The following is a 22,542-nucleotide window of genomic DNA, read 5'->3' on the forward strand; positions in this document are numbered from 1 at the left end:
CCCACCATGCCCCACCCCCTGCGTCCAGCGGCCCTCGTCCTCGCCGCCGCCCTCGCCCTCACCGGCTGCGGAGCGGACGTCGCACCGGAAGCCGACGGGAAGTCCGGCACCTCACAGGCCGACCGCCACTACCCGGTGACCGTGGAGAACTGCGGTGAGAAGAAGCGCTACGACAAGGCCCCGCAGCGCGTCGTGACCAACGACGTCGGCATCACCGAGATCATGTTCGCCCTCGGACTCGAGGACCACATGGCCGGATACGTGATGCCCGACGACAAGGGCGACATGACCTCCGTCCCCTGGAAGGACGGCTACAAGAAGACCAAGTGGCTCTCCAAGGAGCGGATCAACAAGGAACTGGTCCTCGACGCCCGCGCCGACCTGGTCTTCGCCGGCTGGAACTACGGATTCAACGAGGGGGAGGGCTTCACCCCCGCCGAACTGGAGCGTGTGGGCGTCGACTCGTACCTGCTCAGCGAGTCGTGCCGGAACGGGCAGGGCAAGGCCCGCGGCGTCATGCCCCCGCTCGAAGCGCTCTACACCGACCTGCGGAACCTCGGAAAGATCTTCGACGTCGAGGACCGGGCCGACACCCTCATCACGTCCTTCCGGAAGGAGGTCGCCGAGGCCCGGGCGAAGGCGGCGAAGGGCGACGACCGCCTCCGCGTCTTCCTGTACGACGACGGGGAGGACAAGCCGCTGACCTCGGGGGCGTACGCCGGACCCCACGACATCATCACCAAGGCCGGCGGCGACCACATCATGAAGGACCTCAAGGACAGCTGGACGACCGTGGGCTGGGAGACGGTGGTCGACCGCGACCCCGAGGTCATCGTCATCAACAACTACGGCGACACCGGCGCGGACGAGAAGCGGAAGTTCCTGAAGTCCTACAAGCCGCTCGCCGGCGTATCGGCGATCAGGAACGACCGGATCGTCGTCCTCGACTACGTGGACCTCGTCGAGAGCCCCCGCAATCCGGCGGCCATCAGCTCGCTCGCCGAGGACCTGCGGAAGTTCGCGCGGTAAGGACGACGGCGTGCGTACGCGGTAGGGATTACCGCGTACGCACGCCATGCCGCTGGGCGGGGTCAGCCGTTGAACGTGTCCGGGTCGGGCCCGGTGCGCTCGTCACGGTTGAGGGCGGAGATCTCGCCGATGTCCCCTTCGGTGAGCTCGAAGTCGAAGAGCGCGAAGTTGTCCTGGATGCGCTTCAGCGTCACGGACTTGGGGAAGACGATGTCCCCGCGCTGCAGCTGCCAGCGCAGCACCACCTGTGCGGGGGTCCTGCCCACCCGCTCGGCGATCCGGGTGATCGTCGGGTCCGAGAGCACCTTGCCCTGGGCGATGGGCGACCACGCCTCCGTGGCGATGTCGTGCTCCGCCCCGAAGGCACGCAGGGGCTCCTGCGTGAGGTACGGGTGCACCTCGATCTGGTTGACGGCGGGCACCACCGTGCTGTTGTCCAGCAGTCGGCGCAGATGGTTCTCCTGGAAGTTGGAGACCCCGATCGCCTTGGCGCGCCCGGACCGGTAGATCTCCTCCAGGGTTTTCCACGTCTCCACGAAGTCGCCCGAACCGCCCGGCAGGGGCCAGTGGATGAGGAAGAGGTCCAGGTAGTCGAAGCCCAGCTCCTCCAGGGAGCGGTCGAACGCCCGGAGCGCCTCGTCGGGCGCGTGCGCGCCGTTGTTCAGCTTGCTCGTCACGAAGACGTCGGCGCGGTCGAGCCCCGATTCCCGGACCGCCTGGCCGACCTCCTTCTCGTTGCCGTACATCTGCGCCGTGTCGATGTGCCGGTAACCGGTCTCCAGGGCGGCGACGGTGGTCTCGCAGGTCTCGTCCGGCGGGATCTGGAAGGTCCCGAAACCGAGCTGGGGGATCGTCACACCGTTGTTGAGGGTGATGGACGGTACTGAGGGCACGGTTGCTCCTTGCTGTGTCGACGCCTTGAAAGACGCTGTCAGGCGGTCTCTGTCAGGGGGCGTGGGGTTACGGACGCGGTGCGGCAGCTCAGCCCGCGATGCCGAGGCGTTCGGTACCGGGCGCAAGCATGAAATCTCCAGAACGACGATGTGCTGCACGAGGCGGAACGCTGCGCTCCGCCTTATTGCGGGGTACCCGACCGACCGAACAGAAAACTGCCCATACCCATCTATATCGGTAATGGGTTGCTCGCGGAGGGTGATGAAGGGGTGCGCCGATTCGGCCATGGGCCGACCGGGGAGGGGCTGAACCGACTCCGGGGCCGTACGCGACCGCGCTCGGCGGGCCCCGGGGTCTGGCGCGGGCGCACCCCTGTGACGCGTGGGCGCACCTCTGTGGCGCCCCCCGTCACCTCATCCGGGCCCTGCCGCCGCCTCTCCCGGCGAGGTCTCGCCGACAGGGACGCCCAGCCGTTCGGCGACGGTGGTGAGGGCCGGGCCCAGCGGGAGGGCGATGCGGGTCACGGCATGCCGGTCGCCCCGGGTCGGATCCCGGTTGACGATCAGCACCGGCGCTCCTTCCTGGGCGGCCTGGCGGACGAACCGCAGCCCGGACATCACCGTCAGCGAGGAGCCCAGCACCAGCAGGGTGCTTGCCTCGCGGACCAGTGCGCGGCAGTGCTCGACCCGCTGAGGGGGCACGGCCTCGCCGAAGAACACCACGTCCGGCTTGAGGACGCCGCCGCAGACGGCGCAGGGCACCACACGGAAGTCGCCGACCTGCTCGTCGGTGAGATCGGCGTCACCGTCCGGGTTGATCGAGGCGGCCACCGGCGCGAAACCCTCGTTGGCCTCCTCCAGTCGGCGCGCGAGCTCGCGGCGCGGGCTGAAGGTACCGCAGGAGAGGCAGACGACCCGGTCCAGACGCCCATGGAGGTCCACGACGCCTTCGCTCCCGGCGGCCTGGTGCAGCCCGTCGACGTTCTGCGTGATCACACCCGAGAGCAGACCCTGCCGCCCGAACGCGGCCACGGCCCGGTGCCCGGCGTTGGGCCGGGCGCGGCCGAACGTACGCCAGCCGAGATGGCTGCGCGCCCAGTACCGGCGACGGGCCCCGGCGTCCGCGGTGAAGTCCTGGTAGGTCATCGGGGTGTGGCGGCTCAGACTTCCGCCCTCGCCCCGGTAGTCGGGGATACCGGACTCCGTGGAGATGCCCGCCCCGCTCAGGACCAGGACACCGCCACCGCTCAGCGCCTCGGCGACCGGCTCCAGGTCCGTGGTGCCCGGCGGCGGCTCCTCGGCGGAGGTCCAGCTCAGGGTGGGACGCATACGCATGCCCTCAGGGTACGGAACAGGCCTCCGGTACCGCTGACGCGCGGCGGCCGGGCAGCGGCGGAGACCCGCAGGGGAGAGGGTCCACCCCGGAGCCCCGGCAGGGTGCGTTTCCGGCCACTTTCTGATGGCAGGAGCATGACCATGCTGGGAACGCGGCATAGGTTCTGCGGCCCCGGGAGGTGGGCAACCGGCCTTGTTCGCCCTGTTTTCCTGCTGGTCGCGGTGACCGTCCTCCCACTCCCTCGGCTCCATGCGGAGCCGAGCCCCCCATGAGTGAAGGGACAGCCATGCTCGATTCCCCATGGTTCAAGGCGGCCGGTGTCGCCGCGGCGATCACCCTGGCCACCGCCACGGCGGCGCAGGCCGCTCCCGCCCCGGCCCCGGCGGCGGAAAGCACGTCGGCGGTGGTGACACTCCGGTACGACGACAGCCGGGCCGGCGGCTGGGAGGCGGAGATCGCGGCCGGGGTCGCCTCGTGGAACGCGAACGTCGACAACGTCCAGCTGGTCGAGGCCGCCCCCGGCACGCGGGCCGAGATACAGATCGTGGCCACCAGCGGCTGGCCGCAGGCCACCCTCGGCCCGGTCCGGCCCGGCGGCCAGGCCAGGGTGGAGCTGGGCAGCCAGGCGGTCACCGAGGGCCATGACAAGACCCGTATCGCCGCTCACGAGATCGGCCACAGTCTGGGCCTGCCGGACACCAAACCCGGCCCCTGCTCCCAGTTGATGTCGGGCTCCAGCGCCGGCACCAGCTGCAGGAACGCCGTACCGGACGCGGCCGAGCAGTCCCGCGTCGAGTCCGCCTACGCGGGCGGCCTCGCCCCGCGCGTCCCGGCCGACGGGCGCATCCTGGTGGACGCCCCGTAACAAGGCCGCCCCTCATCCGGGCAGCGGCTTCGCCCCGGCGTCACCCCTCCCTCCGGGTGAAGGGTCCGCCGGGGCCGAAGGCGAGGTGGGCGAAGCGCTCGGCGATGCGCCGGTGGGTGGCGGGATCCGGGTGCAGGTCGTCGGGCAGCGGGAGTTCCTCGTAGTCGCCCTCTCCGTAGAGGTCGAGGCCGTCGAGGTAGTGCAGATGAGGGTCGGCGGCGGCGCGTTGTGCGACGATCCGGGCCAGCTCGTCACGGATGACGGCGAGGGTCAGCTTCCCGGCGGCGCTCTCCGCGGGGTCGCCCATGGCCATGAACCGCAGCCGCCCTTCGCCCATCTCGCTGTAGTCGGGTGCGCTGGGGCCCGGAGTGGTCTCGTGGATGGGGCAGTGGATCGGCGAGACGACCAGCAGCGGCGCGGTGGGGTGGCCGTCGCGGATGGTGTCGAGGAAGCCGTGGACGGCCGGCCCGAACGCGCGCAGCCGCATCACGTCGGCGTTGACGAGATTGATGCCGATCTTGACGCTGATCAGGTCGGCGGGGGTGTCGCGCATGGCGCGGGCGGTGAAGGGATCGAGCAGGGCGGAGCCGCCGAACCCCAGGTTGATCAGTTCGGCTTCACCGAGCGCCGCGGCCAGGGCGGGCCAGGTACCAGTAGGGGTTGTGGCGTTGGAGCCGTGGCTGATCGAACTGCCGTGGTGCAGCCAGACGGGTCGGCCGCTCGGCCGGGGGCTCCGGACCGGCGCGTCCGTGCGCAGGGCGACCAACTGCGCGGTCTCGTCGTGGGGCAGCCAGATCTCGATGTCCTTCTCGCCCTCCGGCAGTCCGGTGAACCGGAGCGTCTCCATCGGCCCCGGCCTGGTCTGAGCTGTCCCCGCGGACATGTCGATCGTGAACGTGTCGCCGTCGGAGGCACTGGCCCGGTCCACGAGGCGGCCGTCCACGAGAAGTTCGTACACACCGTCGGGGCGCGGGGGCGCTCCGACGTAGACGCGCTTGGTGGCGACCACGTCAAGTTCGACGGCGGTGGCCCGGGTACGGAACGCCAGCCGGACCCCTGAGGGCTGCGACTCGGCCATGGCCAGCTGGCCGTCGGTGATCTGCCGCCGTGCCCGGGCGGGAAGCCGGTGCGGCAGCATGCCGCGCTCGGTCTGCTCCAGGTCGAGCGCGCCGCGCAGGATGTCGGCGCTGATGGGTGTCGTCGTCCAGTTGTGCCGGGTGGTCATGTTCTCGGTCTCTTCGTTCGTCGCGAGGGGGGCGTCCGGGTCAGGAAGAAGAAGCGGGCCAGTTGCGCAGCAGAGAGTCGAGCGCGTCGAGGATCTCCGTCCAGCTCTCCTCGGAGGAGGGGGCGCTGTGGCTGAAACTGCCCGCCATCTCCAGCTCCACGTAGCCGTTGAAGACACTGCCCAGGAGCCGCACGGCGTGCGTCTCCTGAAGCTCGGGCAGGTCGTAGCCGCGCAGGAGTGCCCGTGTCATCCGGGAGTGGCGCGGGCCCGCGCTCGCGGCCGCCGTTGCCGCGTCGAGGCGGAACCGGGCGGCGGCGAAGCGGCCCGGGTGCTGGAACGCGTAGTCACGGTAGGCGTTGGCGAAGGCGCCGAGCGCGTCCCTGCCCGCCCGCCCCGCGATGGCCGCCGACGCCTGGTCGGCGAGTTCCTCCAGGGCCAGCAGGGCGATCCTGGTCTTGAGGTCGTGGGCGTTCTTGACGTGCGAATACAGGCTCGCGGTCTTGATGCCCAGCTTCCGGGCGAGCTCCGACGGGGTCACCCGCTCGAAGCCGATCTCGTCCGCCAACTCGGCGCCCGCCCGCACCACGCGTTCCGCGGCCAGTCCCGCTCGTGCCATGCCACCCTCCGAACACGTCCCCATGATTGCCTAAAGAAATATACGTTTGCCTAATGGTCTTAGGCAAATTAGCGTGGATCTTATGAAACCCCTGACCGAGCGAGAGATCCGCAGTGCCTTCGTGAACTGCTCCAAGGGCGAGGCCAAGCGCCTGTCCGTCCCCCGTGACCTGGCCGACCGGCCCTGGGACGACCTGGACTTCCTGGGCTGGCGCGACCCCCAGGCCCCCGACCGGGCCTACGTGGTGATGGAGTCCGGCGACGGCCACACAGGCATCCAGCTGCGCTCGACCGCCGCCGGCTCCTCGCAGACCCGACGCAGCATGTGCTCGATGTGCGTGACCGTCCACACCGGGGGAGTCTCCCTGCTGGTGGCCCCCAAACCGGGGAAGGCGGGCAAGCAGGGCAACTCGGTCGGCGCCTACATGTGCACCGACCTCGCCTGCTCGCTCTACGTACGCGGGAAGAAGGACGCGGGGGTGGGTGGTCGACTGCGCGAGTCCCTCACTCTGGAGGAGCAGATCGACCGCACCGTGACGAATCTGGCCGCGTTCATCGCCAGGGTGACGGCGTGACCCGCAGCCGCTCGACGGCTACCCGGAGCGGCGCGGACTGAATGGTTCCGGACAGTCTGGTGAACGGATTCGGGCCCGCGTACGCCGGTGCTCCGCACCGAACCTCGTCCGCGCATCCCTCCCGGCCTGAGGGGATGCGTAAGCGTTCGATCATGTGCGAAAAACACCGGCCAGATCTGAGGCTCCGCGATGTGGCCGGTCCACACGTCGACCGGGTAGGTGCCTGAGGCATCCAATTGGCGGTGAGGTGCGGAGTGACCCGCTTCGCACCTATCACCGAGCACTGCGAGGCGACCGCTCCATGACGGAATCCACGACGGAACCGGCCCGCCAGGACCGTGCCTTCACCGGCACCGCCACCGAACCGACCCCCGCGCCACCGTTCCCACAGGACCGTGAGTGCCCCTATCACCCGCCCACCGGCTACGAACCGCTGCGTGCGCAGGGCCCGTTGAGCCGGGTCACGCTCTTCGACGGACGCCCGGTCTGGGCCGTCACCGGGCACGCGCTCGCCCGTCGCCTCCTGGCGGATCCCCGGCTCTCCACCGACCGCACCCACCCCGGCTTCCCGATTCCGGCCGAGCGGTTCACGCAGACGCGGCAGCGGCGCGTGGCGCTCCTCGGCGTCGACGACCCCGAGCACAACGCCCAGCGCAGGAAGCTCATCCCGAGCTTCTCCGTGAAGCGGATCGCCGCGCTGCGCCCACAGATCCAGGAGACGGTGGACGGGCTGCTGGACGAGATGGAGCGGCAGGGGCCGCCCTCCGAACTGGTCGCCGACTTCGCGCTGCCGGTGCCGTCCATGGTGATCTGCGCACTCCTCGGCGTGCCCTACGCCGACCACGCGTTCTTCGAGGGCTGCTCGCGCCGCCTTCTGCGCGGCCCCGCCGCGAGCGATGTGGACGGCGCGCGGATCGAACTGGAGGAGTATCTGGGCGCGTTGATCGACCGCAAGCGCGCGGAACCGGGGGACGGGCTGCTGGACGAACTGATCCACCGGGACCACCCGGACGGGCCCGTCGGCCGGGAGGACCTCGTCTCCTTCGCCCTGATCCTGCTCGTCGCGGGACACGAGACGACGGCGAACATGATCTCGCTCGGCACGTTCACGCTGCTGCGCCATCCCGGTCAACTGGCGGCGCTGCGATCCGGAGAGACGACGACGGCCGCAGTGGTCGAGGAACTTCTGCGCTTCCTCTCCATCGCCGAAGGTCTGCAACGGCTGGCGGCCGAGGACATCGAGGTGGACGGGACGACGATCCGCAAGGGCGAGGGCGTCTTCTTCTCGACCTCCCTCATCAACCGCGACGCTGACGTGTTCGAGCATCCGGAGACGCTGGACTGGGACCGGTCCGCCCGCCACCATCTCGCCTTCGGCTTCGGCGTCCACCAGTGCCTGGGCCAGAACCTGGCCCGGACCGAGCTCGACATCGCCCTGCGCACCCTCTTCGAGCGGCTGCCGGCCCTCAGGCTGGCCGTACCCGCGGACGAGATCCGGCACAAACCCGGCGACACCATCCAGGGCCTGCTCGAACTCCCCGTGGCCTGGTGAGGGGCATGGGCATCCGGGTCGACAGGGAACGCTGCGTGGGGGCCGGCATGTGCGCGCTGACCGCGCCGGACGTGTTCACCCAGGACGACGACGGGTTCAGTGAGATGCTTCCCGACCGCCCGGCGGTGACGGAGAACCACCCGCTGGTACGGGAAGCCGCACGGGCCTGCCCGGTCGGGGCGGTCGCCCTCACGGACGACTGAACCCCGACGACCGACGACGGACGACGGCGACGGACGGGCCCGGGACACCGGGTCCGGACCGGGCTGCCGGACCACGGTGCCGGACCCGGTGGGGGAGTGAGACACCCACCCCGCCGGGTCCCGGCCGCTACGGGGCGGGGGTCGGGTTGACCGTCACCCAGCCCGTGTTGTTGCCGGGCCTGGGGTCGTGCGGGAATCCGGTCCCCGTGATCACCGGACGCAGGGCGACCTGCCCCTTGGCGTCCGGCACGACTGCGTCGATACGAAGGTCGAAGCGGAAGGTGCGCACGGTGTTCTCCAGCACCCAGTACGGCATCTCGCACACGTAACGCGGAGCGCCGAGACGCCCCGCCCGGTAGCTGCCGCCGGCCGACGTGCGGGGGTCGCACCCGGCGGGTGCGCGGGTGACGGTGACACCCTCGGGGACCGTGAAGTCGACCAGGGCGACCGAGTCACCCGAACCGAGGTTGCCGAGCCAGCCCGGCCCCTTGTTGCGGAAGGTGAGCGAGGCCTTCACGGTCTCGCCGACGGCGCCGGCGACCCGGGAACCGCGCACCGCGAAGTCGGCCGTGTTCACCGCGTCCACTTCGAGGATCCGGTAGTTGTTCCCGTCATCGATGTCCGCGACCCCGCCGGCGGGCCGCACATCGACGTCGAGGCGCTCCCGCAACGCGTGGTCCGCCAGGGTGATCCGCAGCGGCTGCGGCAGGGTGAAGCTCTCACCGGGCTGGAGCACCCGGTCGAAGGCGCACTCGGCATGGGACATGGGCGCGTAGTCGCCGCCCGTCCGCGTGTACGTGCACGCGTCGTACCGCGAGTCGAAGCCCAGGCCGTACGAGGCAGTCATCCCGAGAGTGAAGCCCCGGGCGGGCTCCGCCCCCTCGTTGGTCACCGTGAGCGGCGCCGTGTGCACCGTCCCCGGGGTGGCGCCTTCGACCGGGTCGAGCCCGTCCAGGGCGAGGTCGGGGCCGGAGGCCACGGTGAGGGTCGTCTCGAAGGAGTCCAGCGGAGCCTCCAGCGTCCCCTCCGGGCCACCCGTCGCGGTCGCCGCGTACGTGATCCGGCCCCGCGCTCCCGCCTCGGCACCGTCGGCGGCGTGCACGTCCAGCAGCACCTGAGGGCTGTAGTCCGGGCCGATCACCGGCACCTGGGCGACGGTGCACACGGCGGTCGTCCCGCTGGGTGCGCAGTTCTCGGGCCAGGTCACCTCGGCCACACCCGCGAGCCCGGAGGCGTCGACGGTCAGGCGGCCGTCCGTGACGGTGAAGTTGTCGTTGTCGTGGTACAGACCTACCTCGACCGGGGTACCGGCCTCGGCGCCCATCTGCAGGTTCTTCTCGTACGGCGCGGCGATCCACAGCTGGTCGGACTCGGCGGCGGACGCCGGTACGGACAGACCGGCCAACAGGATTCCGGCGGTCGCGACGGCGCCAGTGCCGAAACGTACGAGCGGATGGACGAAGACGGGTCTCATGGTTCTCCAGTGACTGGGCGCGGTGCACTCCTGCCGGGGCGTGGGATGCCCCGGCAGTCCTTTGACGATCAAGGAACGCCCAAGGTTGTGCTGTGCCCCGCTCGAACCGGACGGGCGTCGGAGAGCAGCCCGGATCACTCCGACGTCCCGTCAGGCTGCCCGCCGCCCGGCAACCAGGACCGGGCGCTGCGACCCGGGACGGCTCAGAGACCGAACTCCTGCGGGGAGACACCGAGCGCCATGCACGCCTCCCGTAGAACCTGCGCCTCGGCCGGGGCGATGTACCCGTCCGCGCCGGCGATCACGAAGCCGGTCTGGACGACCGCCTTGGCCTCCACCGGCTTCTTCGCCGCCTTGGCGATCTCCTGCATGGCGTCGGCCTTGCCCTGCTGGAAGTTGAACGTCAGCTGGTCGACGTGCTTGTTGAACCGCTGCCGCAGCTGCTCGGGAGGGAAGTTCTGCAGGACGTCGTTCTGCAGAATCAGGTTCTCCACGTGGTGCCGCTCGGCGGGGTCGACGGAACCGTCGGCGGCCGCGACCAGCGCGCACATCGCCATACTGGCGTCCCGGTAAGCACCGCTCTTCAGCTCTGTCTTGAGGGAGCCGAGCTGCGACTTGAGCAGCCCGACCAGCTTCTCCTTCGAGCCCCCCGAGGCTCCCGAGCCCCCTGTTCCCGGCTGCCGCTGACCGGCCGGGCCCCTCGCGCCCTGCGCCTGCTGCTGCAGCCCCTTGGCCTGGTCCTTGAGACGATCCCACATTGCCATGTCCAGCCACCTTGTCGATCGGATCGATGGGCCGCGCATAGCGCGGCCCCTTATACGGTCATGCCTGCAAAACGGTCATACGTGGTCGGTCTGCCGCTCGCCCCGCCGGGCACGCACCCTGCGAACGATCCACACGACGAGGGCCGCAACGACCAGCCCGAGCACCACCTTGGAGAGCACCCCGACGTAACGCTCCACAAGGTCCCACTGGTCACCCAGCAGATACCCGGCCATCACGAGAACGAAGTTCCATATGAAGCTGCCCAGCGTGGTGAAGAGGACGAAGATCGGCAGAGGCATCCGCTCGACGCCTGCCGGGACGCTGATCAAGCTACGGAAAATGGGAATCATCCGGCCGAAGAAGATGGCCTTCCTGCCGTGCTTGAGGAACCATCGCTCGGTCTTCTCCAGGTCGGAGACCTTCACGAGAGGGAGCCGATCCCACAGGGCGTACATGCGCTCCCGGCCGAAGGCGGCTCCGATCCAGTAGAGCGCGACCGCACCCACCACCGACCCGAGCGTCGTCCAGAAAAGGGCAGAGAACAGGCTGATCACTCCCTGCCCCGCGGCAAAGCCCGTCAGCGGCAGAATGATCTCGCTCGGCAGCGGAGGGAAGAGGTTCTCCAGGGCGATCGCCAGCCCGGCCCCGGGTCCGCCCATGGTGTCGACGAGGCTGGTCGCCCACCCCGCGATACCGCTCGTCGGTTCCGAGGCGAGGGGGAAGTGGTACATGTACGGCTGCTCCAGGACTGGGTCATAGATTTCGGGTATCCCGTACGGCCCGTATCGCGAAGGAATTCCGCGGCCCACGGGCTGAGAAAGGGCTCAGAAATATGAAAGACGAAAGAGGAAATGTGTAGGCGATATGCGTACGGAACGAGGCGCGATGGCCCATGCCGGCGAGCGGAAGATCAGCGCTCACATTCCGGACGGTCACTGGGTGATCGGACGGGCTCGCTCAGCAGCGAAGAATGCGGGCCTGGGCAGGGATGCGCGACCCCGAAGGCGAAGCATGGTGCGGGGAGACGCCCGCCGGGCGGTCGTGCAGATCCGGTGCCGAGGAAGGGACGCCTGCCTGAACGGGGGATGACGTCGTCGTACTTCCCGCTTTGTGGCGCTGCTGGAGCGTGACGTCACCGTCCACACCGTCCAGCAGAACATTCGGACCTGATGTGTCGAACACGGACACGGCACGGTCGCCGGAATGCGCTGCGGCGTCGACGGTCGCCAGGGCCTGGGAGGAGGAGCCCAGGGAGAACGCGGAAATCATCAGGAGCACGGCGATACCGGCGTAGAGGGCCAGCATCTCCCTGCAGCGCATTCCTACGCTCCTTGTCCCGGTCGATTCGGCCCGCAGAACGAACTGTCATAGCCGCTCGGCGAATTACCGCCGCAGGACTGCACTCTAACAGCCCGAACTGAAGGGAACCTGAAGCCGATTTCGCGCAGGGCCCACGGGGCCGGTACGGCAGACCCCCGCCGCCGCGCGCATCTTCGTCCGACCGGCACTCGGCGCACCCTCGCCGGCGTCCCGCCGTGCACCGATCGGCCTCAGCCGCGGCGAGCCTCGGCCGCACGGACGCCGGCCGGTGAAGGATGACCACGGGCGGCCCCGGACCGGGGCCGCCCGTGCCACCCCTGTCGCCTGGAGAGGCTCGGCCATGAAACTGCTCGACGACCCGCCGACCTCCTCTGCCGGGGGCCGAGTGCCACGGCGGAGCAGGGATGCCCGGGCCGGTGCCGTGCCGGTGACGGCGTGAACTCCTCTCCTCCCGGGGACGCGCCGGGCGAGGGCCGCTACGGCGAGGCGTTCTTCCGCCCCGACCGGGCGGGGGAGGCCGAGCGCATCGACTTCGGTGCGCTCGCCTACGACGACATCACCATGGCCCGGCTACGGGCCCTCGGCGCCGGACCGGGATGGCGCTGCCTCGACATCGGAGCCGGAACGGGCACCGTCTCCCGTCGGCTGCTGGGTGAGGCCGGGGTGGCGAGCGTGCTCGCCGTGCACCGCGACGTACGGTTCCTGGACGCACGCCCCACCCCCGGCCTCCGGACGCTTCAGACCGACGTCACCGCCCCCGACTTCGCCCCCGGCTCCTTTCAGCTCGTCCACGCACGGTTCGTGCTGATGCACCTGCCCGAGCGGGACCGCCTGATCGGCCGGTTCGCCGAACTCCTCACGCCCGGCGGTGTGCTGGTGCTCAGTGACGCGGTCGACCTGACGAGCGAGCGGGCACCGGCCACCCCGTACTCCACGGCGATGCGGGCGATGTGGCAGGGGCTACGGGCCGCCATCGGCACCGACGTTTCCCCGGTTCCGTCGTACCCGCACCTCCTCCGCGGGGCGGGGCTCGACCACGTGGCAGCCGAGATCCACGTCCCGCCGCTGGTGCCGGGCAGTGCCATCAGCCGCTTCTGGGCCGACACCTGGCAGCGCGGCAGGAAAGCCATGCTCTCCACCGGCCTGGTCGACGACGCGGGCATCGACGCCGCGGTCCGGTACCTGGAGAGCGACGCGTGCGCCGCGCTGTCGGCCGGGATGCTCACGGCGTGGGGGCAGAAGCCCCAAGGACCCAGGGGCTGACCGCACGGGCCGCTGCTCTCTGTTCCACCGGATTGGACGGGGCTCCGGCGTGAGCGGCTCGCCTATGCTCCCGCTGGGGGAAGAACGAACCGGAAGGCATGCGGAGAGATGACAGGGCAACGCGACCGTTGGGCGGAACTGACCGGTGGACAGGCGGGGGAGGAGTACGCGCGACGATTCGCCCGGCTCGCCGCGTCGGGCCATGACGTCCACGGCGAAGCCACCTTCTGCACCACGCTGCTGAAGCCCGGGGCCCGGGTGCTCGACGCGGGCTGCGGCACCGGCCGCATCGCGATCCGGCTCGCCGAACTGGGCCACCACTGCACCGGCGTGGACGTCGACGCCTCGATGCTGGCCGTCGCACGCCGCGAGGCGCCCGGACAGGACTGGCTTCTCGGTGACCTGGCCCGGCTCGGCACTCTCGGCCTGGACGCGGACTTCGACCTCGTACTCGCCGCCGGCAATGTCATCCCTCTCCTCGCCCCCGGCACCGGAGCGACCGTCGTCGGGCAACTGGCCGCCGTACTGCGCCCGGGCGGTCTCCTGATCACGGGCATGGGACTGGACGCGGCCCACCTCCCGCTGGAGGAAGCGCCGGTGACCCTCGCCGAGTTCGACCGGTGGTGCGCCCGGGCCGGACTGACCTTGCGGCAGCGTTACGCGACCTGGAGCGGCGACCCCTACAGCGACGGCGGCGGCTACGCGGTCAGCGTGCACACCCGCCCCGCCGTCTGAACCCTCACCCCTGATCCGCTGCGACCGGGCTCCACACGCCGAACCACTGCTCGGCGCCGAATTCCTCGAACCGCGTGACCTCGGTGAACCCCAGCTTGAGCGCGAGGCGCATCGAGGGAGCGTTGGCGACCTGGGTGCAGAGAGCCACCGGCTCACCGGGGAGTGCGTCGGCGAACCAGTCGAGCGCGGCGGAGCACGCCTCGGCGGCGTACCCCGACCCCCACGCCTCCGGCAGGAACATGTAGCCGAGTTCGGTGCCGCCGCCGCCGTCCGGACGGAGCCGGCCCGGACGCTCGGCGTCCCGCTCTTCGAGGGTGACCGTGCCGATCATCGCGTTATCGAGCTCCACGACGAAGAGCCCGGGCCGCCGCCCCGGCACCTCGGGCACCACGCGTTCGAGTTCGTCCCGCGGGTGGGCGCCACCGAGGTAGGCGCGCACCTCCGGCGATGCGAACAACTCGACGAACGCCGCACGATCCCGGGCCTCGGATGCACGGAGCACGAGCCGTGCCGTTCCGATCGGGGCAGGCGGCCAGGAGAACGCTGCGGATCCCGTCATGGCGGGGAATCTATCGCACACCTGTGCGCCGACGAGGGCGGACACGGGAGTCGCGTGGCCCAACAGGGCCGGATATCAGTCGGGTTGAGCTGAACTCGTTGACATGCCCGGCCGCACAACTCCCAGTCCGGGGCGTCCCACGTGAGTCGACCGTGCCGAGGTCCACACGGGCTGACCGGACTGACCCCGTACGACGAGAGGTCCTTCCTCCTCGGCGAGCCACGATGCACCGGAGGAGGGACCGCCCCCCCTGGGATCGGTCCGTACCCCTCGGCGGACGTCAGCGGACGCGGCGGATCCGGATCGGCCCCCGGGCCTCGTCCGGCTCGACCGGCCGGCCACCCTGGGTGATCTCGACCCGACCGGCCCCGACCAGCCGCCGAGCCGCCTGGCGTGCGGGCTCCATCAGGGACCGCCAGCCGTCGTCGTCGCCCCCGTACACCGAGCGCGCGGCATCGGAGGGACAGATGGTCGCGCCCGGCGCACGCCGCTCCAGCAGGTCGAGGATCGCCTGCTCCAGACGCCGGACGGTTTGCTGTTCGTGCGAGGTCACCTCTCCATGGTGGCACCGACAGGCTGACGGCGCCCCGGCCCGCCCAGGACGCCCCTGGAGCGACCGGGCGGGCGCCACGGCGACCTTCACCGGTACGCGCACCTTCCTACTCCGCGTATCGACCGCGCCGAGGTCTACGTGGACCGACGCGAAGGGCCAGGAGCTTCTGCGCCGGTGACCGCCTCCGGCGCAGAAGCCCGCACCGTCAGTCGCACGCGCTGCGCACGGTCCGAGGACGGACCCGCCTCGATCGTGAACTCCCCGGGCTCCACCACCCGTCGCCCCGAACGTGACACGGACGCCAGCGCCCCCGCGTCCACCGTGAAGGAGACCTCCGCCCGCTCCCCGGGCGCCAGGGCGACCCGGTCGAACCCGCGCAGTTCCCGTACCCGGGGCCACGACGACCCGCCGAGCACGCGGCGTACGTAGAGCTGGACCGTCTCCCGCACCGGCCGCTCACCCGTGTTGCACACCTCGACCGAGCACACGACCGGCCCGTGAACCGGCCTCGGCCCGCGACCGGCCCCCGGGCCGTCATCGCGCTCCGGTGCGGACGCGACCCTGCTGCTGTCCGCCTCGGCGAACTCCGCCACCCCCACCACCGACCGGGACAGCCGCGGCACGCCGTACTCCACCGAGCCGTACGTCAGCCCGTGGCCGAAGGCATGCCGCGCGGTGGCGGGCTGGTCGACATAGCCCCGGTAGCCGTGGTCCTTCCCGTTGTAGAAGACCGGCAGCTGGGCGGCCGACCGGGGCACCGACACCGGCAGCCGGCCCACCGGCTCCGCCACGCCGAACAGCACGTCGGCCACCGCCCGACCGCCCCACGGTCCGGGATACCACGCACTGAGCACCGCCCCCACGCGGCCGGCCAGGTCCGGCAGCGCGTGCGGGCGTCCCTGGACCAGCACCACCACCACGGGCGTACCCGTGGCGGCCACCGCGTCCAGCAGGGCCAACTGGCCTTCCGGCAGCGAGAGGTCCGCCAGGTCCACTCCCTCGCCGCAGGTCATCCCGCCGGGGCCGCCGGTGGCGACCGCCGCCCCATTGGCATCGAAGTGGGTCTCCGCCGCCCGCGCACTCGACCCGCCGAGCACCAGCACCGCGACATCCGCCCCGGCCGCGAGCGCGACCGCCTCCGGGAGGGCCGACCGGTCGCCGCCGACGAGACCGCAGCCCGGCGCGTACACGATCTCCGTGCCCGCCGGGGCCGCCGCCCGCAGTCCGTCGAGGACGCTCGCACCGGTGCCGGGGCGCTGGGGTGCGGTGTAGTCGCCGATCTGCTGCGGTACGGAGTCGGCGTTCGGGCCGAGGACCGCGATGCGCGCCCCGCCGGTGAGGGGGAGCGTCACCCGGTCGTGCGCCAGAAGTGTGACGGACTCCCGGGCGATACGTTCGCTCAGGCGCTCCGGTCCGGGGGCCGGTGGGCGGTCCCCGGTGTACGGCCGCTCGAAGAGCCCGAGCCGGAACTTCAGCGCGAGGACCCGCCCCACGGCCGCATCGAGGACCGCCTCGTCGGCCAGCCCGCCCTCGACGGCCTCGGCCAGTCGCGGAAAGCAGCCGTCCCACAGGCTCAGGTCGGTACCCGCCGCCAGCGCCATCGCCCCGGCCGCCACCGGATCCCCGGCCAGCCGCACCAGCCGGTCCAGCGCCAGCCCGTCGGCCATCACCACACCCGTGAACCCCCACCTCTCGCGCAGGATCCCGGTCAGCAGCTCCCGGTTCGCCGCGCAGGGCAGGCCGTCGAACTCGTTGTACGCGGCCATCACGCCCGCGGCCCCCGCCCGGACCCCGGCCAGGGCGGCCTCCAGGTGGATCTCGTGGAGTTCACGGAGACCCAGCTCGGTCGCCGCGCTGTTGCGGCCGCCGACCGTGGCCCCCTGCCCCGCGAAGTGCTTGAGCACGACCGCCGCCCGGTCCGGCCCGATGCGCTCACCCGGCGGCCCCTGCACCCCGCGCACCAGCGCCTCGGTGAACCGGGCCGCCAGATACGGGTCCTCGCCGAAACACTCCTCGGCCCGCCCCCAGCGCGGATCCCGCACCAGATCGAGCGCCGACACCAGGGCCACATGCCCGCCCCGCGAACGCAGCTGCGCCGCCGCGAGCGCGGCCGCCTCCTCGTACAGCTCGGGATTCCACGTCGCCCCGACCGCAAGGTTGACCGGCAACAGGGTGCCGTCCAGCGCCTGGAGCCCGTGCGGCATCTCCTCCACCAGCAGGACCGGGATGCCGAGGCGGGTGTGCTCCACGACATGGCGCTGGACGGCGTCGGACACCCGCGCACCCTCCGCCGCCCCGATGCCCGTCTCCGCCGTCACCCCCGACCAGGGGTCCGCGCGCTGCAACCCGTACAGCGCGCCCATCCCGTCGTACGCGGCCACCTCGGCCCGGAACGCGTCGGTGAGCCGATGACCGGTCGCCGTCAGCTCGTACGCGTCCCAGCCGTACATCCGCTGGTTGACCTGCCCCACCTTCTCGGTCAGGGTCATCCGCCCCAGCAGATCCCGCACCCGGGCGGCGACGGGAGCGGCGGGGTCGCGGAAGAGCGGGTCATCGGTCATGGCATGGATCTCCTCGGCCGGAAGCAGGTCGGGACGGGCTTACTGGTCGGGACGGTCGTACAGCGGAAAGGGCCGGGCCGCTCAGCGCAGTTCGAGGATGCGCACCCCGTACGGGGCGATCACCACCTCCCGCACCGGCTCACCGCCCTCCAGCTCGCGCAGCTCACCGTCCGCAACGGGGCGCACGGTCACCTCCGCGTCGGACTGGCTCACCAGCCACACGTACCGCGTCCCGTCCTCGTGGACGAGGGTGTCGGCGGCGACGTACGGGCTGTCCACCGTCACCGGCCGCGCCGCCCCGGCGACCTCGGCGAGCGCCGCGTACAGGCGGTGCGTCTGCTCGGGGTTCGCCCGGGCCGTGCGGGCGGCCATGTGCTCCAGCGGATACGTCGCCAGGACGGTTCGGCCCTCACCCGTCTCGTGGCACAGCAGCGCCGGCCGTCCGTGCGCGTCCGTCGCCACGACCCGCGCGCCCGCCGGCACCACCGGGAGGTAGGCGCGGCTGTCCTCGTTCCCGGCGACCGGGAAGACCAGCGTCTCGCCCGCCGCGATGGAACCGAAGTCCTCGGCGAACGTCATCTCCAGGACATCGTCCTCGATCGGCTCCGCGACCCCGTACGAGAGCTGGAGCTCCACCCCGAACAGACCGTCCAGGTCGTCGAACCACGGGCCGCGCGTCCCCGGGTGCTCGCCCGAGCAGAACGACAGGTACACCGTCGCCCCCGCGCGGGCCCGCCGCTCCAGCGCCCGCCGGGTGCGGGTCGTCAGCTGACGGGTCGACGGCAGCAGATACAGCGCGGCGTCGTCCGGCAGACCGTCGGCCTCCCGGGCGAACGCCACGGGCAGATCCGCGCCGCGCGCCGCCACGTACCCCTGATGCAGGGAGGTGAAGATCAGCGGCCGGTCGGCGGGCCGGCTGTAGGGGTAGCCGCGCTCCAGGAACGCGGGCACCACCAGCGCGGCGTCCGCGTCGGTGCGGCGGCACCGGGCGAAGTCGACCCGCTGCAACACCTCGGCGAAGGAGGCCAGTTCGCGCAGCGGCTCCTTGGGGCGGCCGGTGCTGTCGGTGATCCCGAAATGCATCTCGAAGGGGTGGTGGTCGTACGGGGACTGGTCCCACAGGTCGTCGTAGTCCGTGTTGTTCCACGCGATCCAGCCGGTGGCCCCGCCGAGCAGCGAATTGTGCAGGGTCTGCCGGTAGAAGACCCCCGCGTTCGCCGCCGAGACCGTGTCGGTGGAGAGCCCGAACTCCTCCAGCACGACCGGCTGCCCGGTCACCGCCGCGAGTTCGCACTCGAACGCGGCCCGGTAGTGCTGACGCGGCCGGTCCGTGTCCGAGCGGTATACGTGCGGGCCGACGAAGTCCACGTACTCCGCGGTGTCCCGCAGCGAGAAGCCGTTGTCGCGGCCCGTCACCTCGATGCCCCACGCCCCGTCGCCGAGCGACACCGGCTGCGTCCCGCCCGCCGCGCGCACCGCGTCGCACATGAACTGCGCCCAGGCGGTCACCACATCGCTGGAGGGCGGATCCACCTGGTAGATCCGGCCGTAGCCCGGCATCTCGTTGGTGATCAGCCAGCCCGTCACGGCGGGGTGGTCCTTGAACCTGCGGGTCATCTGCGAGACGAACCAGGCCTGCCGCCCCACGAGCCACACGTCCTCGTACAGGTCACGGCCCCCGCGCCAGACCGGATCCCAGTTCTCGCCGGACATGTGGCCGACGATGAACGTCGGCACGGTCCCCATCCCCGCCTCGGTGTGGGCGTCGAGGAAGTCCCGGAAGCGGTCGCACAGTTCCTCGTCGATCCGGCCGGGCTCCGGATGGAAGTCCGGCCAGTAGAAGAACGACCGGGTCATCGTCAGCCCGTGCTCCCGCAGGACGGCCAGCTCCTCGCGCACGGTCTTCGGCTCGTAGTTCCGCCACATCAGCGGACCGCCGGTGCGCGACCAGAAGTTGGCGCCTAGCCAGGGGAGCACGGCGTGGTCATGGGTGAGTTGGGCGCTGTGGCGTCGCATGGTCCTTCTCCGGCGTTCTTCGGTGTACGGGGTCGGTCGGCCGCGTTCGCGGGAGGCGGGCCGATCAGCAGGTGGTGCGGTGCGCTCGGGGCGGCCCGCGCGCGGTGCGAGGTGGACGGTCCATGGGTCAGGAAGCGGCAGGCGCGGGGCCGGTCGACTCCCGTACGACCAGGCGCGGCCGCCCCTCCAGCAGCGCGGCGGGCACGTCCTCGCCGCACCGGGCGAGCAGCGTCAGCGCGGCGGCCGCGCCGACCCGCTGCACCTGCTGGTCCACGCTGCTGAGGCGCGGGTGCAGCCAGCGGCCCAGGGGGAGGTTGTCGTACCCCACCACCGACACGTCCGCGGGCACCCGCAGCCCGGCGCGCTGGGCCGCGCCCATGCCGCAGACGGCCATGGAGTCGTTGGGGAAGACCAGGGCGGTCGGCCGGTCCGGCAGCGCGAGCAGCTCCTCGGTGACCGCGACGGCGGCCTCCTCGGTGAAATCGGTGTGCCGGACGGCCACCGGCCGCAGACCCGCCTCCGCCAGGGCCTGTTCGAACGCTGCCCGCCGCGCCCCCGTGTGCACCAGCTCGGCCGGGCCCGCGACGTACGCGATACGCCGGTGGCCCAGCGTCAGCAGATGGGCGACGGCCTCATGGATGCCCGCCCCCTGCTGCCCGAGCCCCACCCCGGGCACCGGGCCTGCGGGATCCGGCGAGCCGAGCAGTACGGCGGGCAGCCCGAGGCCCCGGAGGAGCCCGGGGCGGGGGTCGTCCGACCGGGCCTCGGTCAGCACCGCACCGTCGATCCGGCCTTCGGCGACGAGCCGTTCGTACAGCGCGCTCTCCTCGGCCATGCCCGGCACCAGATGCAGCAGCAGACCGTAGCCCCGGGGGGCCAGCTCGCCCTCCAGACCGGTGATCAGCTCGCTGAAGTGGGGGTCGGCGCCGAGGACGTCGGTGGGACGACGCACGACGAGCGCGATCGTCCGCGTCCGCGCCCGGCGCAGCGCGGTCGCCGACGCGCTGGGCGACCACCCCAGCTCGGCCGCCGCTGCCAGGACCCGGCGGCGGGTCGCCTCCGAGATCCGGCCCGTGCCGTTGACCGCCTGGGACACCGTGGCCGTGGAGACCCCGGCCGCCGCGGCCACCGCCTTGATGGTCGGCCGGACCGCGCCTGCGGATGCCCCTTCGACCGGACCGGGCGCGGGTTTCCCTTCGACCGGACCGAGGGCGGGTTCCCCCGGCCGGTCCTCAAGATCCTCAAGACGTTCCTTCACATCTTCACCGCCCCGCTGACGAGTGCCTGTTGCATGCGCTTCTGCAGCACGGTGTACACCGCCCAGACCGGGACCAGCGTCAGCACCGTACCGGCGGTCAGGATGCCGTAGTCGGTGCCGGTCAGGGACTTGAGGGTGGGCAGCGCCACCTGCACGGTGCGCTGCTCCGGGTCCGGCCCGATGATGACGAGCGAGTAGAGGTACTCGTTCCAGAACGTCAGGAAGTTCAGCAGCAGGATCGTCGCGATCCCCGGCATGCACATCGGGGTGTACACATGCCGCAGCACGCCGAACGTGGACGCGCCGTCGATCCGCGCGGCCTCCTCCATCTCGCGCGGGATCGTCCGCATGAACTGCACCAGGATCACCACCGACAGCGGCATCGCCGTCGCGGGCAGGAACAGCACCATGAAGGCCCGGGTGTGGAACAGCCCGGTCGCGGCGGCCAGCAGGAACGTGGGGAAGAGCGCGGCGAACGTCGGCACCAGGAAGCCGAGCGAGAACACCCGCTCCACGAACGCCCCCACCCTTCCCTCCGTACGGGCGATGGCGAACGCCGCGGGAATGGCCAGGCCCAGGGTGAGCGCCAGCGCCAGCGCGGTCACCAGCACCGAGTTGACGACGGCCGGACCGAGGTCGGCGGAGGAGAACGCCTCGGTGAAGTTGTGCGCGGACAGCGAGGTCGGCAGCGCGAACGGGCTCCCGAAGATCTCGTCGTTCGTCTTGAACGCCGAGACCAGCAGATAGTAGAGAGGCACGACGAGCAGCGCCGCGTACAGCCAGGCGAGGACATGGGCCGGCAGCCAGGACTTCAGGAACTTCATGGAACCGCTCCGATCAGTAGTTCTGGCGGAAGACGCGACGGATGGTCAGCAGCCCGGCCAGACCGACCAGGAACAGGAACACGCCCACCGTCTGGCTGTAGCCGAGGTCGGCCGCGATGAACGCCTTCTGGTACACGAGGAAGGACAGGGTCGTCGACGAGGAGCCCGGCCCGCCCTGGGTCAGCAGCAACACGTTCTGCGCCGAACCGAACAGGGTCCACAGGAACTGCAGCATCGTCACCACACCCACGAAGTCCCGGATCACGGGGAAGTGGATGCGCCACATGGCCCGCCAGTGCCCCGCCCCGTCGAGCTGCGCGGCCTCCCCGATCTCGTCCGGCACACTGCCCAGCCGCGCCGCGAACAGCACAGCCGTGAACCCGATGCCGCTCCACACGTCGAGGACGATCAGACAGGCCAGCGCCGTCGACGGCGAGGCCAGCCAGGCGTCGGCCAGCGACCCCAGGCCCACCTTGTCCAGCGCCCCGTTGAACAGGCCGTCCGGGGAGAGGACCGCGTAGAACACCATCGCCTTGGCGGGGGTGGAGATCAGGCCCGGGATGAAGAGGAGGTAGCGCAGGACGCGGTGCCCCGGGGGCCGTTGCGCGACGTAGTACCCCAGCATGTACGCGCCGACGATCATCAGGGGCAGCGCGACGACGAGCTGGACGGCGGTGTTGGCCACCGCGTCCGCGAAGACCGGATCGGCGAGGACGGTGCGGACGTTGCCGAGGCCGGCGAAGGACACCGGCTGCAGCATGCCGGGCCAGTGCAGCGCGGCGATCACGAAGATGGCGACCAGCGGGCCGACCATGAAGACGAGGTACCAGACCAGCGCCGGCAGGGCGAGGATCACCCCGCCCTGCTTGCGGCGCGGGGGAGGGGCGGGGGCGGGCGGGGTCTTCCGGGCGCCCGCGGCGC

At 71.3% G+C, this 22,542-nt stretch carries 22 protein-coding genes; 7 read left to right on the forward strand and 15 right to left on the reverse strand.

Annotated features, from left to right (window positions below; all coding sequences use genetic code 11):
* Window positions 1–6: 6 nt before the first annotated feature.
* Entirely contained in the window at window positions 7–1,029 is a 1,023-nt protein-coding gene (locus tag JS521_RS20710; RefSeq protein WP_205084458.1) for an ABC transporter substrate-binding protein, read from the forward strand.
* A 62-nt stretch (window positions 1,030–1,091) separates the two neighbouring features.
* Here the strand turns inward: JS521_RS20710 and JS521_RS20715 are convergent, their stop codons facing one another.
* Together JS521_RS20715 and JS521_RS20720 are read right to left on the reverse strand one after the other, a co-directional pair.
* Complete coding sequence (locus tag JS521_RS20715) at window positions 1,092–1,922, reverse strand: aldo/keto reductase (protein WP_205084441.1); 831 nt, start codon at window positions 1,920–1,922, stop codon at window positions 1,092–1,094.
* Window positions 1,923–2,336: 414 nt separating this feature from the next.
* Window positions 2,337–3,257 (reverse strand): NAD-dependent protein deacetylase, encoded by a 921-nt coding sequence (locus tag JS521_RS20720; protein ID WP_205084442.1) that lies wholly within the window; start codon window positions 3,255–3,257, stop codon window positions 2,337–2,339.
* Window positions 3,258–3,544: 287 nt separating this feature from the next.
* Here JS521_RS20720 and JS521_RS20725 point away from each other — a divergent pair, with 287 nt between their 5' ends.
* Window positions 3,545–4,123 carry a snapalysin family zinc-dependent metalloprotease gene (locus JS521_RS20725; RefSeq protein ID WP_205084443.1) on the forward strand — a complete coding sequence of 193 codons (579 nt, stop codon included), beginning with the start codon at window positions 3,545–3,547 and terminating at the stop codon, window positions 4,121–4,123.
* Window positions 4,124–4,163: 40 nt separating this feature from the next.
* On the opposite strand, the gene JS521_RS20730 is transcribed toward JS521_RS20725, so the two are convergent.
* Window positions 4,164–5,348: a GDSL-type esterase/lipase family protein gene (locus tag JS521_RS20730; RefSeq protein WP_205084444.1), complete on the reverse strand. Its 1,185-nt coding sequence runs from the start codon at window positions 5,346–5,348 to the stop codon at window positions 4,164–4,166.
* Between the two features lie 40 nt (window positions 5,349–5,388).
* Window positions 5,389–5,964 carry a TetR/AcrR family transcriptional regulator gene (locus tag JS521_RS20735; RefSeq protein WP_205084445.1) on the reverse strand — a complete coding sequence of 192 codons (576 nt, stop codon included), beginning with the start codon at window positions 5,962–5,964 and terminating at the stop codon, window positions 5,389–5,391.
* An 82-nt stretch (window positions 5,965–6,046) separates the two neighbouring features.
* On the opposite strand from JS521_RS20735, the gene JS521_RS20740 reads away from it, so the two are divergent.
* From JS521_RS20740 to JS521_RS20750, 3 genes are all read left to right on the forward strand, one after another.
* Entirely contained in the window at window positions 6,047–6,538 is a 492-nt protein-coding gene (locus JS521_RS20740) for an FBP domain-containing protein (protein ID WP_205084446.1), read from the forward strand.
* 301 nt (window positions 6,539–6,839) lie between these two features.
* Window positions 6,840–8,090, forward strand: a complete 1,251-nt coding sequence (locus tag JS521_RS20745) for a cytochrome P450 (RefSeq protein ID WP_205084447.1) — start codon at window positions 6,840–6,842, stop codon at window positions 8,088–8,090.
* A 5-nt stretch (window positions 8,091–8,095) separates the two neighbouring features.
* Window positions 8,096–8,293 carry a ferredoxin gene (locus tag JS521_RS20750; RefSeq protein ID WP_010062493.1) on the forward strand — a complete coding sequence of 66 codons (198 nt, stop codon included), beginning with the start codon at window positions 8,096–8,098 and terminating at the stop codon, window positions 8,291–8,293.
* Between the two features lie 127 nt (window positions 8,294–8,420).
* Here JS521_RS20750 and JS521_RS20755 read toward each other — a convergent pair whose 3' ends face one another.
* From JS521_RS20755 to JS521_RS20770, 4 genes are all read right to left on the reverse strand, one after another.
* Window positions 8,421–9,767, reverse strand: a complete 1,347-nt coding sequence (locus JS521_RS20755; protein WP_205084448.1) for a COG1361 family protein — start codon at window positions 9,765–9,767, stop codon at window positions 8,421–8,423.
* Between the two features lie 203 nt (window positions 9,768–9,970).
* Window positions 9,971–10,531 carry a tellurite resistance TerB family protein gene (locus JS521_RS20760; protein ID WP_030805402.1) on the reverse strand — a complete coding sequence of 187 codons (561 nt, stop codon included), beginning with the start codon at window positions 10,529–10,531 and terminating at the stop codon, window positions 9,971–9,973.
* Window positions 10,532–10,606: 75 nt separating this feature from the next.
* Entirely contained in the window at window positions 10,607–11,263 is a 657-nt protein-coding gene (locus JS521_RS20765) for a DedA family protein (RefSeq protein WP_030805404.1), read from the reverse strand.
* Between the two features lie 226 nt (window positions 11,264–11,489).
* Complete coding sequence (locus JS521_RS20770; protein ID WP_205084449.1) at window positions 11,490–11,852, reverse strand: hypothetical protein; 363 nt, start codon at window positions 11,850–11,852, stop codon at window positions 11,490–11,492.
* 435 nt (window positions 11,853–12,287) lie between these two features.
* Between JS521_RS20770 and JS521_RS20775 the strand changes: the two genes are divergently transcribed.
* Entirely contained in the window at window positions 12,288–13,115 is an 828-nt protein-coding gene (locus tag JS521_RS20775; RefSeq protein WP_205084450.1) for a class I SAM-dependent methyltransferase, read from the forward strand.
* A gap of 108 nt (window positions 13,116–13,223) precedes the next feature.
* Complete coding sequence (locus tag JS521_RS20780) at window positions 13,224–13,850, forward strand: class I SAM-dependent methyltransferase (protein ID WP_205084451.1); 627 nt, start codon at window positions 13,224–13,226, stop codon at window positions 13,848–13,850.
* A 4-nt stretch (window positions 13,851–13,854) separates the two neighbouring features.
* Here JS521_RS20780 and JS521_RS20785 read toward each other — a convergent pair whose 3' ends face one another.
* The 7 genes from JS521_RS20785 to JS521_RS20815 form a co-directional block, all read right to left on the reverse strand.
* Window positions 13,855–14,409: a GNAT family N-acetyltransferase gene (locus JS521_RS20785; protein ID WP_205084452.1), complete on the reverse strand. Its 555-nt coding sequence runs from the start codon at window positions 14,407–14,409 to the stop codon at window positions 13,855–13,857.
* Between the two features lie 280 nt (window positions 14,410–14,689).
* Window positions 14,690–14,962 carry a DUF3253 domain-containing protein gene (locus JS521_RS20790; RefSeq protein ID WP_205084453.1) on the reverse strand — a complete coding sequence of 91 codons (273 nt, stop codon included), beginning with the start codon at window positions 14,960–14,962 and terminating at the stop codon, window positions 14,690–14,692.
* A 134-nt stretch (window positions 14,963–15,096) separates the two neighbouring features.
* On the reverse strand, window positions 15,097–17,523 hold the full coding sequence (locus JS521_RS20795; RefSeq protein WP_205084454.1) for a glycoside hydrolase family 3 N-terminal domain-containing protein: 2,427 nt from the start codon (window positions 17,521–17,523) through the stop codon (window positions 15,097–15,099).
* Between the two features lie 81 nt (window positions 17,524–17,604).
* Window positions 17,605–19,539, reverse strand: a complete 1,935-nt coding sequence (locus JS521_RS20800) for a cellulase family glycosylhydrolase (RefSeq protein WP_205084455.1) — start codon at window positions 19,537–19,539, stop codon at window positions 17,605–17,607.
* Between the two features lie 127 nt (window positions 19,540–19,666).
* Window positions 19,667–20,668 carry a LacI family DNA-binding transcriptional regulator gene (locus JS521_RS20805; protein WP_205084459.1) on the reverse strand — a complete coding sequence of 334 codons (1,002 nt, stop codon included), beginning with the start codon at window positions 20,666–20,668 and terminating at the stop codon, window positions 19,667–19,669.
* A gap of 125 nt (window positions 20,669–20,793) precedes the next feature.
* Window positions 20,794–21,621, reverse strand: a complete 828-nt coding sequence (locus JS521_RS20810) for a carbohydrate ABC transporter permease (RefSeq protein WP_205084456.1) — start codon at window positions 21,619–21,621, stop codon at window positions 20,794–20,796.
* 13 nt (window positions 21,622–21,634) lie between these two features.
* The coding region (locus JS521_RS20815) for a carbohydrate ABC transporter permease (RefSeq protein ID WP_205084457.1) at window positions 21,635–22,542 on the reverse strand (908 nt) is incomplete at its 5' end.

The sequence above is a fragment of the Streptomyces durocortorensis genome (assembly GCF_016901035.1).
GTDB classification, from domain to species: Bacteria; Actinomycetota; Actinomycetes; order Streptomycetales; family Streptomycetaceae; genus Streptomyces; species Streptomyces durocortorensis.